This is a genomic window from Streptomyces sp. NPDC003247, from assembly GCF_042888135.1.
Lineage (GTDB): Bacteria > Actinomycetota > Actinomycetes > Streptomycetales > Streptomycetaceae > Streptomyces.
This window is the reverse complement of record NZ_JBIAPF010000003.1, coordinates 341,199-356,897: the sequence shown is the minus strand read 5'-3', so window position 1 is coordinate 356,897 and position 15,699 is coordinate 341,199. Positions and strand designations below refer to the sequence as shown.

At 73.5% G+C, this 15,699-nt stretch carries 10 protein-coding genes; 2 read left to right on the top strand and 8 right to left on the bottom strand.

The features are described 5' to 3' along the window. Positions 1-35 precede the first annotated feature (35 nt). The gene (locus ACFYWQ_RS10995; RefSeq protein WP_389514960.1) at positions 36-1,760 is read right to left on the bottom strand and encodes an IucA/IucC family protein; all 1,725 of its coding nucleotides are present in this window, start codon (positions 1,758-1,760) and stop codon (positions 36-38) included. A 73-nt stretch (positions 1,761-1,833) separates the two neighbouring features. Between ACFYWQ_RS10995 and ACFYWQ_RS10990 the strand changes: the two genes are divergently transcribed. Next, on the top strand, positions 1,834-3,465 hold the full coding sequence (locus ACFYWQ_RS10990) for an IucA/IucC family protein (protein ID WP_389514958.1): 1,632 nt from the start codon (positions 1,834-1,836) through the stop codon (positions 3,463-3,465). A gap of 73 nt (positions 3,466-3,538) precedes the next feature. On the opposite strand, the gene ACFYWQ_RS10985 is transcribed toward ACFYWQ_RS10990, so the two are convergent. The 7 genes from ACFYWQ_RS10985 to ACFYWQ_RS10955 all read right to left on the bottom strand — a co-directional run bounded on the left by ACFYWQ_RS10985 (position 3,539) and on the right by ACFYWQ_RS10955 (position 12,262). Next, on the bottom strand, positions 3,539-5,602 hold the full coding sequence (locus ACFYWQ_RS10985) for a DUF2264 domain-containing protein (protein WP_389514956.1): 2,064 nt from the start codon (positions 5,600-5,602) through the stop codon (positions 3,539-3,541). 22 nt (positions 5,603-5,624) lie between these two features. Next, complete coding sequence (locus ACFYWQ_RS10980) at positions 5,625-6,683, bottom strand: LacI family DNA-binding transcriptional regulator (RefSeq protein ID WP_389514954.1); 1,059 nt, start codon at positions 6,681-6,683, stop codon at positions 5,625-5,627. Positions 6,684-6,736: 53 nt separating this feature from the next. After that, positions 6,737-8,386, bottom strand: coding sequence for an extracellular solute-binding protein (locus ACFYWQ_RS10975; RefSeq protein WP_389514952.1), 1,650 nt, complete (start codon positions 8,384-8,386; stop codon positions 6,737-6,739). Between the two features lie 72 nt (positions 8,387-8,458). Beyond that, positions 8,459-9,346 (bottom strand): carbohydrate ABC transporter permease, encoded by an 888-nt coding sequence (locus ACFYWQ_RS10970; protein WP_389514950.1) that lies wholly within the window; start codon positions 9,344-9,346, stop codon positions 8,459-8,461. Then, a complete protein-coding gene (locus tag ACFYWQ_RS10965) occupies positions 9,343-10,197 on the bottom strand; it encodes an ABC transporter permease (protein ID WP_389514948.1) in 855 nt (284 codons plus the stop codon). The genes ACFYWQ_RS10970 and ACFYWQ_RS10965 overlap by 4 nt, the downstream gene beginning before the upstream one ends. Before the next feature lie 318 nt (positions 10,198-10,515). Further along, positions 10,516-11,535 carry a hydroxyacid dehydrogenase gene (locus ACFYWQ_RS10960; RefSeq protein WP_389514946.1) on the bottom strand — a complete coding sequence of 340 codons (1,020 nt, stop codon included), beginning with the start codon at positions 11,533-11,535 and terminating at the stop codon, positions 10,516-10,518. 100 nt (positions 11,536-11,635) lie between these two features. Further along, positions 11,636-12,262, bottom strand: coding sequence for an SGNH/GDSL hydrolase family protein (locus ACFYWQ_RS10955; protein ID WP_389514944.1), 627 nt, complete (start codon positions 12,260-12,262; stop codon positions 11,636-11,638). 621 nt (positions 12,263-12,883) lie between these two features. On the opposite strand from ACFYWQ_RS10955, the gene ACFYWQ_RS10950 reads away from it, so the two are divergent. Continuing rightward, complete coding sequence (locus tag ACFYWQ_RS10950) at positions 12,884-15,622, top strand: Tat pathway signal sequence domain protein (protein ID WP_389514942.1); 2,739 nt, start codon at positions 12,884-12,886, stop codon at positions 15,620-15,622. The last annotated feature ends 77 nt before the right edge of the window (positions 15,623-15,699 follow it).

The window sequence follows — 15,699 nt, the reverse complement described above, 5'->3', positions numbered from 1 at the left end:
CGCAAACGGGGACCGCAAACGGGGACCGCCCCGCGTCAACCCTGACTGTGAACCAGCGGGTTGGGCAGCAGCGTCCACCGGTCGCCGGCCACCCCCGGCGACAGCCGCATCAGCGTGAGCGCCTTCACCGGCAGCGGCTCCCCGCGCAGCGCGCCGAGGTCCGGTGTGGACGGCACCTCCCGCACCGCCGTCCCCAGCACCGACCGCAGCGCGTCCCGGCCGCCGGCCGTGCCCGCCAGCGCGCCCGCCACCAGCGAGCCGAACAGCTTGCGCCGCAGCGCCGTCACGTCGTCCGTGAGGATCCGCTCCGGCAGGTCCCGCACCGGCAGCCCGTGGCGGGCCAGCCGGGCCGGGCTGACACGGATGTCGGCGAGATCCCGGTAGACCAGCCGCAGCGGCTCACCCGACGCCGACAGCACGACCAGCAGGTTCTGCCCGTGCGCCTCCAGTGCCACGCCCATCTCCAGCAGCCGCAGCCCCACGGTGAGCGCGAGCGCGGCGAACCGCGCCGTCCAGTCGGGCGACGCGGTGAGGCGCGTGGTGGTGAGGGCGCCGACCGGCACGACGTGCTCGCCCGGCCCCGCGTACGCGGCCGGCGGCTCGCGCAGTACGGCCGCGAGGTCGGGGGAGTGGGCGGTGACCGCGCCCAGCGTGCGGGTGACGTGCAGCAGCCCGTCGGTGCGCTCCGCCAGTTCCTCGCCGAACGCCGACAGCGCCGCGGAGGCGCTGATCGAGCCGATGGAGATGTCCCGCACCGAGGACGTCAGCCGGGTGCTCAACGCGGTCTTCACATGCTGCCCGTCCGGCAGCGCGAGCGTCCGCAGCGACATCAGCGGATGCGCCGCCAGCCCCTCCGGAGACGACCGCTTGAGCACGTGCTGCGCCTGCCACGGGTGCACCGGGATCACCAGCCGCTCACCGTCCCGCAGCGAGGACGGCCACAGCCCCGACACCAGGCACTCCCCGGCCGGCACCGGCAGCAGCCCCAGCCGTACCGAGGACGGCCGGTGCTCCGGCGCGTACGCCAGCTGCTCGGCCACCGAGAAGCCCGGCCGGGCCCGGCAGTTCGGGTGGTACGGGTGCCCGTCCACCACCCGCTGCTCCCACTCCCAGTCGTGCACGGCCGGCTCGGCGGTGTGCGTGGTCCGGTCGGTGGTGTGCGCGGTCCGGTCGGTGGTGTCCGAGGCCGGCTCGGCGGTGTGCGCGGTCCGGTCGGTGGTGTTCGCGGTCGACCCGAGGGTGTCCGCGGTCGACCGGGCGGTCTCCGGGGTCGGTCCGGCGGTCTCCGCGGTCGACCCGGTGGCGTGGGAGGTCCACTCCATCGAGTGAGGGACCGACGTCCCCTGCGCGGCCCGTGACAGTGCCAACGACGCCGCACTGTGGCCGAGTTCGGCCGCGAAGCCACTGCCGTGCGGCACCGCGAGGTCGCCCATCAGGCGCGCCGGATCGTCGTAGCCGACCCCCCGCCCGTGCCCCGCGCCGGACAGGTGGACGACCGTCACATAGGCGGCCGTCGTGTACGGGTCGGGGCGCGGGCCGTGCAGCCGGCGGCCGTCGGCCAGGTGCAGCACGAGGCCCTCCCGGACCTGTTCACGGCGGACGATCCACGGCAGTGGCTCATGGGCGAGCGCCCGCCACAGGCGGGTCAGCACCGCCGCGCGGGCGCCGGGCAGCGCGGCCGCGAACCGCGGTCCGAGCGCGGGACGCACGGCGGCGAGCTCGGCGCCCAACTCGGCGTCCGCGGTGGGGGGATGGTGCACGGGGGTCTCCTCGGGTACGAGTAGGACGTCGGGGCGGGCCGCGACGACAGCGATACTGAACGTCTCCGCCCGCATGAACCGTAGGGAACGAGTACAACGCGTGGACCTCATCCCCCCGCCCGTCGAGGCCGTGGCGCCGGCCGACCGCACCGCCCCCCGGGGCCCGGAAGCCCTCGCCGACGCCCACGCGGCCGCGCCGCTGCTGAACTGCCTGCTGCGCGAGGTGGCCGAGCCGCTGCCGGAGCGTGACGGACGGTTCGCGCACCGGCTGCCCTCCGGCCGTACGCTGCGCGTCCTCGGCGCCCGCCGCCCCGCCGAACCCGAGGTGTACGCGGCCGGCGCCTGGCAGCGCCTCGACCACACCGCCCTCGTCGCCCTGGTCGCCGAGGAACTGCGCCGGCACACCGGACTCGCCAACGACGAGCTCCCCGCCGAGATGCTCGCCAGCAGGGACGCGGTGGCCGCCCTGCTCACGGCACGCGCGCGGGCCGTCCCGCCCGCCGACCCCTACCTGCGGTCCGAGCAGTCCCTCGTCACCGGCCACCCCCACCACCCCGCACCCAAGGCGCGCGGCGGCGGCCCGGCCGCCGACTGGCTGCCGTACGCCCCCGAGGCGCACGCCCGGTTCCCGCTCGCCCTCCTCGGTCTGCGCGAGGACCAGGTCGTCGAGGAGGGGGACACCTCCGCGCTCGACGCCCTCGGCGAGGCCCCGCCCGGCTACCGGCTGCTGCCCGCCCACCCCTGGCAGCTCGACCTCGCCGCCCCCGCCCTCGCGCCCGCCTTCGCCGACGGCCGTCTGGTCCGGCTCGGCGCCACCGGGCCCGAGGCGTGGCCGACGGCCGCCGTGCGCACGCTGTACGCACCCGGACAGGACCTGTTCCTGAAGTTCAGCCTCGACGTGCGCATCACCAACGACATCCGCCGGCTGTGGCGCCACGACCTGCTGAAGCTGCGGCGGACCGACGCGGCCGTCACGGCGGCCTTCGCCGCCCTCGGCGGTCCGGCGGCCTGGCTGAGCGACCGCGGCTACCGCACCGCCGCGTTCGCCTTCGAGGAACTGGCAGTCCTGGTCCGCGACGGCCTGCGCGACCACGTCCTGCCCGGCGCGACGCCCCTGCTCGCGGCGAGCCTCGTGGAGGGGCCGACCGCCGGCCGCCCCGGCGGCCCGCTCTCACTCCACGGCTCACTCCACGGCTCACTCCACGGCTCACCCGGCGGCTCCCCCGACGGCCTGCCGGTCGTCGGGGCGGACCCGGGGGCCTGGTGGGAGGCGTACCTGGCCGCCGTCGTCCCCCCGACGCTGGCCGTCTTCGACGACCACGGCGTCGTCCTCGAGGCCCACCTTCAGAACACGCTCGTCGCCGTCGACGCCGCCGGCCTTCCGGTGCAGGCCCTGTTCCGGGACGCCGAGGGCGTCAAGCTGTCGGCGGACGTGCCCCGCGCCGCGGGCTGGGAGCGGCTCGTGTACTGCCTGGTCGTCAACCACCTCACCGAGATCGCGGCCGTCCTCGCCGAACGGCACCCGGGCCTGGACCCCTGGCCCGCCGCCCGCCGCGAACTGGCCCGGCACGACCTCCCCGAGGTCCACGCCCTGCTCACGGCACCCACCCTGCCCGGCAAGACGAACCTCCTGCTGCGCTGGACGGACGCGGACGGCGCCGACGCCCGCTACCTGCCCCTGCCGAACCCTCTGGCCGGCGCATGAGCTGACACCCCTGCCGGGCACCGGCACGGGCATCCGCCGGCGCGGTACCGGTGCCCCGGCGGGGAGAGCCGACCTACGACGACCGCGACCGCGCGGCGCCGGGTGTCGCGGAGGGCGCCGTGAGTCCGTGGCCGGGCACGTACTCGGTCGTGCCGTCCGGGAAGCGGACCTCCACCGTGCCGTCGTCCCCCACCCGCACCCCGGCACCGGCGTGCGCGGCAGGGAGGTCCGCGCACAGGGCCGGGTCGGCGGTGAGGACCACGAGGGTGGCCAGCAGCAGGGAGCCGCCGGGGTGACGTCGGGTCAGGACCGGGACGGCCGAGTGACGGCCGTAGGCGTTGTGCCCCTCGGCACGGACGACGTCGCCGTGACGGTCGTCGGTGGTGAGCGTGTCCGTCCAGCCCGACAGGGCTGCCACCACGCTGGTGAGGCCGTCCTCGCGGTGGACGACGGCCCAGTCCGGGCCCGTCCGCGCGGTGGGAGGCGCGTCGTCGTCGGCGACCGCCCAGCCGCCTTCGCGCACGAGGCTGCCGGCGGGTGCCTGGACGTGGTGCAGCCGTACCTCCCAGGGGCCGTGCACGACGCCGGCGGTGGTGATGCGCCGCCGTGCGTCCCCCGCGTCCCCTACGTCCCCTGCGTCCCCCGCATCCCGTGTGTCCCCTGTGCCCTGTGTGGCGGTCGCGGGCGTGTGCCAGGACGCCGCCCGGCGTCCCTCCGCGTACAGCCGATGGATACGGCCCCGGCGGGACGGCCCGGAGCCGTCCAGCAGGGCGATGTGGTTGTCGGGGCCCGGCGCCGAGCCGTCGGGCGGGGTCTCGGGGGCGGTGGCGGTGGAGTAGGCGAGGCGGTCGTAGTGCGGGGTGCCCTCGGCGGCGGCGGGAGCCGGCGGGAACCGGTCGCTGCCGTGGTTGACGAGGCGGACGATGCCGTCGGCGGCCGTGGAGTGCAGCAGCCAGCCGGGGCCGGGCAGGGCCAGACGGCGGTCGGCGGTGTCGACCGGGCCGGGTTCCTCGCGGGCCGTCCACACCGGGTGGCCGGCGGGCAGGAGCAGGCCGAGGAAGGCCTTGCTCGCCCAGTAGGGGGAGGCGGGGCCGGAGTAGGGCTGGGTGACGGGGAGGAAGGGGCGGTACCAGCCGAGGCTCAGCAGGCCGTGCTCGTCGGGCACCCCGTGGTCGGTGAAGTGCTTCAGCGCACCCGAGGCCAGGCGGCGGGTGCGGCCCGGCGGAAGCGGGGTGGCGTCGGCGAGGGCCCCGGCCCACAGGGGAGCCGCGGTCGCGTAGCGGTAGGTCAGGGAACGGCCCTGGTGGACCGGAGCCCCGTCGGAGCCGAAGAAGTGCTGGTGGGTCTCGAGGAAGCGGCGAAGGCGCGAGCGGTGGGTGGCGACCAGGGCGGGGTCGGCGCGCGGTCCGGCGATGCGCGCCCAGAGCACCGGGTAGAGGTGCAGCGCCCAGGCGTTGTAGTAGTCGAACTTCTGCCCGTCGCCGTCGGTGTACCAGCCGTCGCCGCGGTACCAGTCGTCCAGGCGGGCCAGGCCCGCGTCGATCTCGGCGCGGCGGTGCGGCGCGCCGACGGAGGCGAGGAACTCCTCGGCGACGACCTGGAAGAGACGCCAGTTGGAGTCGTTGGCGGTCGCTCCGACGAAGCCGCCGAGCCAGGCGGCGGTGTTCCGGCGTACCCGGTCGTCCAGGCGGTCCCACAGCCAGGGGCGGGTCTCGTGCAGGGCGATGGCGACGGAGGCCGCCTCCACCATGGGCTGGGACCGGTCGGTGACGGGCGGCCAGTGCTCGGGGTGCGCCGGGTCGGTGCCGGCGGCGAGGCCGGCGGCGTAGCGGTCGAGCAGGCCGGCGACGGTGGTGCTGCCGGGCCGGTCGCGGCCGTCGGCGCCGGCGATGCGGAAGGCGGCCAGCAGGAAGGAACGGGCGTAGCCCTCCACGCCGTCGGACCAGGCGCCGGAGTGGCCGGTGCGACCCGGCAGCCGGTACTGGGCGAGGCCGGGGGAGGCGTACGGGCGCAGGGCGTCGAGCAGACGGTCGGCCGCGGCTTCCCAGTGGGCGCGCGTGTAGCCGGTGAGGGGGGAGAGACGGTGGTCGGGCGCGGGCAGGAGGTCGGCGTCGGCCGACGGACGCGGCGCGGTCATGCGGAAAGGGGATCCTTGTCGGTCAGAGGTCGTGTCCCGCGGAGGGCGGCGGGGCGACGCTGTCGCGTACGACGATGTGGGTGCCGAGCAGATGACGGGTGCCCGCGGCCCGGTCGGGGTCGCGCAGGGCGAGGCGTACGGCGGCGCGCCCCAGCTCCTCGGAGGGGGTGCGGACGGTGGTCAGCGGCGGGTTGAAGTCCTCGGCGAGCGGGATGTCGTTGTACCCGACGACGGAGATGTCGTCCGGCACGCGCAGTCCGGCCTCGCCGACGGCGCGGATGACGCCGGCGGCGACCATGTCGTCACCGGCGAAGACCGCCGTGACGTCCGTCCCGCCGGCGAGCAGTTCGGTCATGGCCCGGTGCCCGGCGCCGCGCCCGAGTCCGCAGTCGACGACGTGGGCGGCCCCGGGCGGCAGGCCGTGCTCGGCCAGCGCCTTGCGGTAGCCGCTCACCCGGGCGTCGAGCGAGGTGTTGCCCGGCAGGCCGCCGAGGAAGGCGATCCGGCGGTGGCCCGCCGAGAGCAGATGGGCGGTGATGGCGTGGGCCCCGGCCTCGTTGTCGAACTCGACGACCAGGGCGGGGATGCCGGGGTCCGGCACCGGGCGGCCGCAGAGCACGAGCCGGGCGCCGGCGGCGTCCAGGGCGTGGGCGTAGTGGGCGACGCGCTCGCGGTAGGAGTCGTCCTCGACCACGCCGCCGACCAGGACCACGAGCCGGGCCCCCTCCTCGCGCATGAGCTGGACGAACTCCAGCTCGCGCTGCGGGTCGCCGCCGGTGGCGCCGACCAGGCAGAGCCAGCCGTGGGCGGCGGCCTCCGCCTCGATGCCCTCGGCGACCTGGGCGTAGAAGGGGCTGGTGACCTGGCGCAGGACGACGGCGACCATCTTGCGGCCGCCGCCGACCAGGGCGCGGGCGTGGGCGTTGGCGACGTAGTCGAGGGCCTTCGCGGCCCGCAGGACGCGGGTGCGGGTGGCCGGCGGGACCGGATAGTTGCCGCTCAGCACACGGGAGACCGTGGCGACGGAGACGCCCGCCCGTTCGGCCACCTCGCGGATCGTGACCCGTTCCTTCGCCGCCATGCCGTTTCCCGTCCCCTTCGCCGCCTGCGTGTCCGTGAGTGCCCGGCGCCCGCTCATGCGTTGGCGGCGAGTTCCTCGGCGTACTCCTCGGCCATTCTGTCGCCCCCCTGGGCGCGCCACTTCTTGACGGCGTCGTCGTAGGCGGACATCGGAGCCCGTCCGGCGATCACCGAGGTGATCGTGTCCTCCACGCCGGCCTTGAGGGTGGTCCCCTGCTTGGTGTTGGTCTCGGACTGGAGGCCGTAGGAGGCGTCGCGGATGGCGAGCGGGACCACCTTCCGCTGCCAGGAGTGCACCGCGCGCACCGCCTCCGGCCTGCCGGGCACGAACAGCACCTGCGGTCCCTCGGCCAGGTAGCGGAAGGGCAGGTTGGTGACGTTCTCCACCTCGCCCAGCTCCGTGTACTGGGGGGAGTTGTCCTTGCCGCGGGTGAAGTGGGTGCCCTCCACGCCGTAGTGGACGAGCTCCCACTCCTCGGTGCCGAAGGGCGCGGCGAGGTAGTCCAGGATGCGCAGCAGCAGCTGGATGCGCTCCTTCCCGGCCTTCTTCAGGATCGTGTAGCCGAAGGAGCGGCGGGCGGCGACGATCCCGCCGGGAGTGCCGTCGACGCTGTACGGCAGCGCGGGCGCCGGGGTGAGCAGTCCCTCGGAGTCCGGGTAGAGCGTCTGGTAGGCGCCGAAGCCGTTCTGCATGGAGGCCACGGTGCCGTTGAGGAAGAGCGTGAGCAGTTCCGGTGTGCCCATCGAGGCGGCGTCGGGGTGGTAGGAGCCGTTCTTGCGCAACTGGGCCTGGTAGGCGATGGCGGCCTTGAAGCGCTCGTCGGTGTAGTTGGGGCGGAAGGTGCCGTCCTTGTCCGCGGCCCAGCCGATGGGGGCGTTGTGCGCGGCCGAGTGCACCGCGTTGCCGAACAGCGAACCGGTGGCCGCGCCCAGGCCGTAGGTCTTGCCGCGCGTGGCCTTGCCCGCGACGGCCGCGAAGTCCTGCGCGGTCCAGCCCTCCTTCATCCCGGCGTCCGTGAGCAGGCCCTGGTTGACCCAGAGCGTGGAGCCGGGCAGCGGGCGTTCGAGGGGCACGCCGTAGATGCGGCCGCCGACGCGGCCCATGTCGCGCCAGGCGTGCGTCGGGATGCCGGCGAGGTTGGGGTAGTCGGAGACGGCGTCGCCCGACAGGTAGGGCGTCAGGTCCTGGGCGCGCCGCTGCACGAACTGCGCCTCGCGGGGCAGGACGAACCCGGAGAACATGCTGATGATGTCGGGCAGCGACTCGGGGTCGCCCGCCATCACCGTCGCCATCTTCTTCTGGTAGTCGTCCGTGGGCACGACCGTGTACTCGATCGTGACGCCCAGGGCCTTCTCCACGGCCCGCCAGTACTGGTTCTGCGCCGCGCCCTTGGGGGGCGTCCCGAAGGTGACGGACATGACCCGGACCGTCGAGCCGTCACCGGGCGTCCGGGCCACCGACCGGGTCAGGTCGGCGGGGTAGGAGGTGTAGCCGGGCTGCACGCCCTCGTCGGTGGGGGCGAGGTCCGGCTGGGCACCGGCGGTCGCCCGGTAGGCGGGCCAGGCGGCGAGCTTCTTGCCCGCGTTGGAGGTGTCGCCACCGCCCGAACCGGTGGAGCAGGCGGTCAGCAGGCCGGGGACGGCGGCCGCGGTGCCGGCCGCGGTCATGGAGCGCAGCAGGGTGCGTCGGGACATGCCGGTCATGACGATGACCTTTCTGGGGAGCGGCTCTGGAGGGTCGTACGGACCCCGCGTGCGGCGCGAGGTGATGTGCCGTCAGCTCTTGATGGCGCCGGTGAGGACGCCCTTGGTGAAGTACTTCTGGAGGAAGGGGTAGACGAGCAGGATCGGGACGGTCGCGATGACCAGGACCGCCATCTGGATCGTCTGCGGGGCGCTGACGGCGCCCTCGCCGGTGGTCGTGTCGGTCAGTTCGGTGCCGGCGATCACGTAGGTGCGCAGCACCTGCTGGAGGGGCCAGTGGTCGCTCTCCAGGTAGAGCGAGGCGTAGAACCAGGAGTTCCAGTAGGCCACCGCGTAGAAGAGACCTACGACGGCGAGGGCCGCCTTGGACAGGGGCAGCACGATCGTCCACAGCACGCGCCAGTCCCCGGCGCCGTCCAGGCGGGCGGCCTCGTACAGCTCCTCGGGGATGCCCTGGAAGAAGCCGCGCAGCACGACGAGGTTGAAGACGTTCACCAGCACCGGCAGGACCAGTGAGCCGTAACTGTCCAGCAGGCCCAGCTCCTTGACGAGCAGGAAGCCGGGGATCATGCCGGGCGGGAAGAGGAAGGTGAACAGGATGAGCAGGAGGGCGGGCCGGGCGCCGAAGACACCGGGACGGGACAGGGCGTAGGCCAGGGTGACCGTGCAGGCGAGGCTGAGCAGGGTGCCGACGACCGTGACCCCGGCGCTCACCCCGAGCGCGTGGGTGACGATGCCGCCGTCGAGGATGTCGCGGTAGGCCTGGAGCGTCGGGTCGGTCGGCCACAGCACCCAGCCGCCGTTGGCGACGACCTCGCGCTGGGAGGCCAGGGACGTCGACAGGATGACGAGGAACGGCACGCAGACCAGCAGGACCACCGCGACCAGGGCCACCGCCTTGCCGGCCTGCGTGAGGGGCTTGGGCTTCTCCATCCACCCCGGGCGGACCTGCGCGCTCACTTGTAGACCCCCTGTTCGCCGAGGCGGTGGGCGACCTTGTTGGCCGCGTAGACGAGCACCGCGCCGACCAGGCCCTTGAACAGGCCGGCCGCGGCGGCGAAGCCGTAGTCGCCGCCGACGATGCCCTGGTAGTAGACGAAGGTGTCGATGATCTCCGCGGCCTCCGGGCCGACGGCGTCGCGCTGGAGCAGCATCTGCTCGAAGCCGACGGAGAGGATTTCGCCGAGCCGCATGATGAGCAGCAGCACGACCACCGGGCGGATGGCGGGCAGCGTGACGTGCCAGAAGCGCCGCCAGGGGCCCGCGCCGTCGATCGCGGCGGCCTCGTACTGCTGCTCGTCGACCTGGGCCAGCGCCGCCAGGAAGATGATCGTTCCCCAGCCCGCGTCCTTCCAGACGACCTGGGCGACGACCAGCGGCTTGAAGGCGTCGGGATTGCCGATGACGTCGACGGTGTGGAGGCCGGCGTCACCGAGGTAGCTGTTCACCATCCCGGTGTCACCGAGCACCTGCTGGAACAGCGCGACGACGATCACCCACGAGATGAAGTGCGGCAGATAGGCCACCGACTGCACGAAGCGGCGGACGCTGGACCAGGTGAGGCTGTGCAGCAGCAGGGCGAGGGCCAGCGGGACGGGGAAGTAGAACACGATCTGGAGGAGCGCGATCCACAGCGTGTTCGCCACCGCGTCCCAGAACGCCCCGTCCTGGAACATCCGTTGGAAGTTGCCGAAGCCGACCCAGGGGCTGCGCCAGATCCCGTCGAACGGCACGTACTCCTTGAAGGCGATGACGTTGCCGACCAACGCGCCGTAGTGGAACACCAGGAAGTAGGCGATCCCCGGCACCATCAGCAGGAACAGCGTCCGGCTACGCCTTGTGTGAAAACCTTTTCGCTCGATCGGAGCGCCTGTCGAACGACGGGAGGAGTGCTTCACCGTCGATTTCCCAGGGCGCTCACGTAGCAACGCTGCCACGTAGCCTCCTCGGCTGCGGGTACGGAGTGGAAGGAAATTAAAACGTTTCCAGTGGCCGGTCAACACTTCTGACAGGGTTCACCGGATCGTGGGTGGCGGCCCGGGGCTGTGACCGGGGCAGGCGGCCCGCGCGGAGGGTGCCGCGCGGAGGGTGCCGCGCGGCGGTCGGGTGCGGGCCGGTGCCCGCCGCCCCTACGCCCGGAGGTGGGCCTCCTGCGCGGAGACGGCGTGCAGCGGTGCCGATCCGGCCGCGAGACGCCGGAGTTCGCCGAGCACGAGGCGCCCCATCGCGCGCCGCTCGCCGCCCACCGTGCCGGCCACATGGCCGGTGAGGACGGCGTTCGGCAGTGTGTAGAGCGGTGACGTCGGCGGTGGCGGCTCCTCGGCCGTCACGTCCAGTACCGCGAAGAGATCGGGACGTTCGGTCAGTACGTCGATCAGGGCGGCCTCGTCGATCACCGCACCGCGGGCGGTGTTGACGAGCGTCGCGCCCCGGGGGAGGAGCCGCAGCAGCTCACCGGAGATCAGCCCCTCCGTGCGGCCCGTGATGAGCGGGGTGTGCACGCTGACCACCCGGCAGCCCGCCATCAGGTCGGCGAGGGCGCCGACGGGCGTCACCCCCGCCTCGCGCAGGAGGGCGGCGTCCTGGTACGGATCCCACGCCCTCACCTCGGCGTCCAGCCGGCGCAGCCGGGTGGCCACCTTGCGGGCGACCGACCCGAAGGACACGAGGCCGACGGTCTGCCCGTAGATGCCCGGAATCCCGTCCAGCGGCGGCAACGCCCGTGCGGCGGCGATGTCCCGGGCCCGGCGGTGGGCGTCCTTGAGGGCGAGCACCGTCTGCGCGTACACGTACTCGGCGACGGGCTCGTTGTTGGCGTCCGCCGCCGACACGACGACGAGGTCCCGTTCCCAGACGGCGTCGGTGACCAGCTTGCGGACCGAACCCGCCGCGTGCACCACCGCGCGCAGGGCGGGCAGCGCGTCGAGCACCTCCGCCGTCAGCGCCGGCGCGCCCCACGAGGTGATCAGGACCTCCACCAGGCGGCGCCGCGGATGGGACAGGAGGGCTCCCGCGTCCGCGTCCTCGACGACCATCTCCACCACGCCGGTGAGTTCCTTCCAGCCGACGCCGCCGAAGAGGTCGTCGCGGAGCGCCGGGGTGAGCAGCGCGGCCGCCCGGGGGCGCCGCGGCGTCGCAGCCGATGACATGGGGTGTTCCTCCATCAGTCGTCAGTCCGTCAGTCCGTCAGTCCGTCAGATCCTCGGGGATCCGTCAGATCCGTCAGATCCGTCAGATCCATCAGATTCGTCAGGGGAGGGCGACGAGCCGTGTCCACGCCTCGGCGAGCAGGGCGTGGCCCCACGCCGTCGGGTGGATCCCGTCCTCGGTCACCTTCACCGGGTCGCCGGCCTCGCGCGCCGCCTGGTTCAGCAGACCGTCCGCGGCGAGCAGCGCCGCGTCGTACTCGGCGGCGAGGCGGCGCACGACCTGGATCCGTGCGTCGAGGTCCTCGCGCCAGGTCCACTGCTCGTCCCGGACGGGGACGAGGAAGGGCTCGATGAGGAGCAACCGCGCTCCCCCGTCGCGTGACCGGTCGAGCAGGGCGCGGTAGTCCCGCTCGAAGTCCCCCGCGGAGGTGGTCACCCCCGAGTCGTAGCGGCGCCACGTGTCGTTGATGCCGACCATGACGGACAGCAGGTCGGGACGGAGGTCGACGGCGTCGGCCGTCCAGCGCGCCCGCAGGTCGGTGACCCGGTGTCCGCTCACCCCGCGGTTGACGACGGAGAGGGAGGGGAGGGCGGGACGGAGCCGGTCGGCGGCCATGGCGACGTAGCCGTGACCGAGGTCGTCCGGATCGTCGGTGTCGCGTCCGGCGGCGGTGATGCTGTCGCCCTGGAACAGGACGCGGGCCGTCGCGGAGAGCTGTGTGGGCATGCCTCGTCCTCCGAGGATGGTGAGTGGAGCCGTACCGGCGCCGGTCGGTCACCGGACCACCGGGTGCAACCGGGTGCAGCAATTTGAACGATTCAGCAGCGAGTGACGTGCGCATTCTGCACGTTCCGGCGGCGGCGGACAACCGTGTGGTGTCGTGGTGACGGGTGCCGATGGGTCGTCATGTCCTCTGCGACAGGCGCTTTTCCGGTCCGGAAGGCGGTCGTCGGTCCGGAAGGAAGTCGTCGGCCGTGATCCGGAGGAGAGCCGGCGTGAGGTCGGAGAGTGCAGTTTGGTGCAGAGTCTGGTTCAAGTGAACAGGCTGGTGTAAAGATGTGAGGCGCGACGGCGCCCCAGGGACGAGCCGGACCGGAGCCGTCGCGCTGCGCGCGGAACACCGCGTACGTCACTCGCCCCGCTCACCGCCGGCGAACGCACGTCACGGCGCCGAGGACGCCTCCCGCTGCCAGGACACCGCAGGCGAGGGCCCTCCCTCGCCCACACCGCTCCCGGCACCGTTTGACCCGCCGTCCGACCCGCCGTCCGAGACACCGCCCGACCCGCCGTCCGAGACGCCGTCTCCCGAGCGCCTTCCCGCATGCTCCCCAGAAGAGGAGAACCACCGTGGGCCACCTCAGTCGCCGATCCGTCCTCACCTCGGCCGCCGGCGGAGCCGCCGCCCTCGTCGCCGCTTCGGGCGTCGCACAGGCCCGGCCCGCTTCCGTACCGCCGGCGGCTCCCGCACAGCTCGACGGCCACGACCCCGTCACCCTGCGCTGGCTGGAGAGGACGGCGCCCGCCGAACTCGCCGCCGGCACCACGTGGGGAGTGCCGTGGCCGCGCGGCGCGTTCGCCGCCGACCAGGACTTCGCCCTGACCACGGCATCGGGCGAGGCGGTCCCGGTGCAGACCTGGCCGACCGGCTGGTGGCCGGACGGCTCGGTGAAGTGGACGGCGCACGCCATCAGCGGTGCCGCGCCCCGCGACGAGACCTACCGCCTGGCGTCCGGGCCGGCGGCGCGTCCCGCCACACCCCTCACCGTGCACACCGGACGCGACCGGATCACCGTGAGCACGGGCGTCGTCGACGTGGAGTTCGCCCGGAGCGGGGACCGCGTCATCACCGCGATCCGGCGCGGCGGCACGGTCATCGCCAAGGACGGCCGCCTGGTCGCGTCCCGGCAGGACAGACCGAGCACCGAGGGCTCCCCGGTGATCCGGTCCGAGGCGTTCACCGGCTTCCTGAGCCAGGTCTCCGTCGAACAGGACGGCCCCGTGCGCGCGGTGATCAAGGTGGAGGGCAAGCACCGGAAGGGGCGGCGCGCCTGGCTGCCCTTCGTGGTGCGGTTCTACCTCTACGCCGGCTCCGACGCCGTGCGCGCCGTGCACAGTTTCGTCTTCGACGGCGACGTGAAGAAGGACTTCGTCAACGGGCTCGGGGTGCAGTTCACCGTGCCGATGCGCGACGCGCCGCACGACCGCCACGTCCGCCTCGCGGGCGACGGCAGGGGTGTGCTCGCCGAAGCGGTGCGGGGCGTCACGGGCCTGCGCCGCGACCCGGGAGCGGCGGTCCGCACGGCCCAGTACGAGGGGAGGGCGACCCCGGACACCAGCACCTGGGACACCCGCGTCACCTCCCGCCTCCCGTACGTCCCCGCCTTCGGCGACTACAGCCTGCGCCAGCTCAACGCCCACGGGTACGAGATCCACAAGCGCACCGGGACAGGGCACTCCTGGATCCGCGTCGACGGCGGCCGGCGGGCCGGCGGACTGGGGTACGTCGGATCGCCGTCCGGCGGCCTCGCCTTCGGCATGCGCAACTTCTGGCAGCTGCACCCCACCGAACTGGAGATCTCCGGTGCCGCCGGCGACGAGGCGAAGGCCACCGTCTGGATGTGGTCGCCCCGCGCCGGCGCGATGGACCTGCGCTTCTACCACGACGGCATGGGCCAGGACACCTACGCCGAGCAACTGGAGGGCCTGGAGATCACCTACGAGGACTACGAACCCGGCTTCGGGACCCCCTACGGCGTCGCCCGCACCACCGAGCTGACGTTCTGGGCGCTTCAGGCCACCCCGACGGCCGAGCGCTTCGCCGACCTCGCCGCCGCCAACGCCGCCCCGCCCCTGCTGGTCGCCGCCCCCGAACACGCCCGTTCCGCCCGGGTGTTCGGCTCCTGGACGCCCGTCGACCGCTCCGTCCCCGCCAAGGCCGCGCTGGAGGACAAGCTCGACGCCATGCACCGCTACCACCGGGAGCAGGTCGACCAGCGGTCCTGGTACGGCTTCTGGGACTACGGCGACATCATGCACAGTTACGACGGGACCCGGCACACCTGGTGCTACGACGTGGGCGGCTACGCCTGGGACAACTCCGAACTCTCCACCGACCTGTGGCTCTGGTACCACTACCTGCGCACGGGTGACGCCGAGGCGTTCCGCTTCGCCGAGGCGATGACCCGCCACACCGGCGAGGTCGACGTGTACCACCTCGGCAAGTACCAGGGCCTCGGCACCCGGCACGGCGTCCAGCACTGGGCCGACAGCGCCAAGCAGGTCCGCATCAGCAACGCCGGCTACCGGCGGTTCCACTACTTCCTCACCGGGGACGAACGCTCCGGTGACCTGCTGCGCGAACTCGTCGACGCCGACCGCGGCTTCCTCGTCCTGGACCCGGGCCGCAAGGTCAACGGCAGCGACGGCGTCTTCGACCCCGACCCCAAGGCACTGGGCGTCGGCACCACCACCGACTGGGGGGCGCTCGCGATGGCATGGCTCGCGGAATGGGAGCGGGGCGGCAGACCGATCGCCCGCACCAAGCTGCTCAACGGCGCCCGGACGATCGCCGCGCTGCCCAACGGCTGGGCACAGGGCGGGAAGATCACCTACAACCTGGCCGACGGCACGTTCTCCGGCCCGTCGGAGAAGAGCGTCTCCGTCGGCGCCCTGAGCTCCGTGTTCGGCCTGATCGAGGTCATGACCGAGCTGAACGACCTGGTGGACGAACCCGACGTGAAGGCCCAGTGGGTGAACTTCTGCCGCCTCTACAACTCCACCAAGGCCGAACAGCGCGAGGCCACCGGCTCGGACTGGGGCAGCCTCAACCTGAAACAGGCGTACTCCCGCGCCAGTGCGTACGCCGCTCGGCAACTGGGGGACGAGGCACTGGCGAAGCGGGCCTGGCAGGAACTGCGCACCGGTCACGCCGGCTACCCGGAGAACCACTCCTTCGAGCCGAAGCGCATCGAGGCACCCGCCGTGCTCAACCCGGTGGACGAGGCGTCGCTGTCGGCCAACGCCAGCGCGCAGTTCGGACTGGCGGCCATCCAGTGCCTGGCCCTGGTCGGTGACCGGATCCAGTAGCCGGCGCCATCGCCCCGCGCGCGGCCGATGCCAGCGGCCGCGCGCCGACGTGGGCCGGCGTGCGGGGCCGGAGCCGG